This is a genomic window from Bacteroides sp. GD17, assembly GCF_038448625.1.
Classification (GTDB): domain Bacteria; phylum Bacteroidota; class Bacteroidia; order Bacteroidales; family Bacteroidaceae; genus Bacteroides.
Map to the genome: position 1 here is coordinate 1 of NZ_JBCEZS010000055.1, position 1,387 is coordinate 1,387.

3 protein-coding genes are annotated in these 1,387 nt (G+C 39.6%); all 3 read left to right on the top strand.

Annotation, left to right across the window (positions count from 1 at the left end; genetic code table 11):
- The first annotated feature begins 202 nt into the window (after nucleotides 1-202).
- On the top strand, nucleotides 203-352 hold the full coding sequence (locus tag AAE250_RS23540; protein WP_342289510.1) for a transcriptional regulator: 150 nt from the start codon (nucleotides 203-205) through the stop codon (nucleotides 350-352).
- Nucleotides 353-527: 175 nt separating this feature from the next.
- Nucleotides 528-818, top strand: a complete 291-nt coding sequence (locus AAE250_RS23545; protein ID WP_294602189.1) for a nucleotidyltransferase domain-containing protein — start codon at nucleotides 528-530, stop codon at nucleotides 816-818.
- A 244-nt stretch (nucleotides 819-1,062) separates the two neighbouring features.
- On the top strand, nucleotides 1,063-1,387 hold a 325-nt coding region (locus tag AAE250_RS23550), incomplete at its 3' end, for a hypothetical protein (protein ID WP_342289511.1).

Here is a 1,387-nt window from a genome sequence, read left to right on the forward strand (position 1 = left end):
ATCATACAAACAATAATTATTCAATAAATGAAGAATTTAAATGGTTTGAATCTTCATCGCCTGAAGGCGAAAATTTCTTCGTCAGAAGAATTCCCCCTTTAGTATATATATATATATTATATTATATTATCAATCGGGCAAATGCCCGGTAAAATGCCCGCCAAATTTATGTTTTTTGTACTCATTTCAATTTATAAAAATCATGCTTGAAGCAACAGAAGAATCATGTAATTACGAGAGTTTAGGCGAATATATTGATGATTTCCGTCTCAACTTGGGAATCAGCGTTAAACAGCTTTGCAGCGACTGCCATATCAGCCGCCGCACGTATTACGAGAGTTCGAGATGGTAAGGATTTGAAGTTGAGCTTCTACATCCGCATCATGACGGCTTTTCAGGAGTATGCTACAGAGAGAGAAATTGAAAGGATGTGGAAGGAAATCTCATCATTGGTGTTTGGAAAATGTTTATAAAAAATCGATGATAATCCGGATAAAAATTGCTATCTTTGCGAAAACAACGAATGAATGCGCTTACAATCTAAAGAAATACAGACCATTATCCGAATCGCCAAAGAAATTTATGGCGAAAGTGTGAAGGTATATCTTTTCGGCTCCCGGCTCAATGATGAGAAACGCGGAGGGGATATTGATTTGCTGGTCCGTACAGAAGGAGAAAAGAAAGGCGTATTGGCTCGTATTCGTATGATTTCACGTCTGAAACAGTATTTAGGCGATCAAAAGATAGATGTCATTGGCGACCATGAAGATTCATTGGTAGTACATGAAGCATTAGAAAAAGGGATGCAACTGATATGAAATTTCTCATGACTATCCCTTGCTCGATACTGATGTAATTACAATTCTGAATGAACTTCTTTCTAAAGTTGAAGTATTGTTCAGCATCTATAATGAATTGAAGAATAGATTCAATCAAAATTAAGTTATTGCAATTTCGCAAACTGATCACAAAATCTTAATCAAAAAGACAATTCGACGTTGACTATAACGCCTTTAGGGCATTATAGCTATACACTGCGTACTTACCACCAACATAAATATCATGCTGACACCATTAACACAGACGGCTATATCGGTACTCAACGACATAGCTCAGGGAAATACGCAGGAAATCCTGCCCTATTATGCCCTTGTACAGAACACCGTTTCCGAACTGCTCCTGAAACTAGAAGCAGGAGGACTGATACGTTGCAAGGATACCGAGCAGCGAGACCTGCTAACCGCCTACGAACTGGCAAGACCCAGCTATCAGATAACACTGCTCGACCTGCTGGAAGCCATCGGTGAGCATCTGAACTGCAACCATCCCACACACGAGATGCTGTACCAGCATTATCGCGGTGCAGCTGCAAAACTCGGAGTGATCA